Annotated in this window: 1 protein-coding gene; it reads left to right on the forward strand. The window is 61.2% G+C overall.

Going from position 1 to position 544, the window contains the following annotated elements; all coding sequences use genetic code 11:
- Nucleotides 1-169: 169 nt before the first annotated feature.
- A partial coding sequence (locus AB6807_RS39400) for a manganese catalase family protein (protein WP_371088817.1) occupies nt 170-544 on the forward strand: 375 nt, incomplete at its 3' end.

Raw genomic sequence — 544 nt, forward strand, 5'->3', positions numbered from 1 at the left:
CGAGCCTGCGAGCGCAACAGGCCAAACACGCACCATCGCCGACAAGCCAATTTACGACTTGATCAGACGTTCCCTAGGACTACACGAAGGTCTCAAAACCATGCGCAGCTTGAAGGCTCTTTGTCTGCTCGGGCACCTGCAGCCCGCTCAACCACTTACAGGAGATCCCATGTTTTCTCACAACAAGCGCCTGCAATACACCCTCCGGGTGAACGAAACCAACCCCGGCCTGGCAAACCTGATGCTCGAACAGTTCGGGGGTCCACAAGGCGAACTCGCAGCAGCGTGCCGCTACTTCACCCAAGCCATCGGCGAAGACGACCCGGGCCGCAAGGACATGCTCTTCGACATCGCGACCGAGGAGCTCAGCCACCTCGAAGTGATCGGCACCATGGTCGCCATGCTTAACAAGGGTGCGAAGGGCAGACTGGCCGAGGGTATGGACGCGCAAGCCGAGGCATACCGCTCCATCACAGGCGCGGGCAACGACAGCCACATCACGCAGGTGCTGTACGGCGGCGGGCCGGCGCTGGTCAACTCGGCC

The sequence above is a fragment of the Variovorax sp. RCC_210 genome (assembly GCF_041355175.1).
Classification (GTDB): Bacteria; Pseudomonadota; Gammaproteobacteria; order Burkholderiales; family Burkholderiaceae_C; genus Variovorax.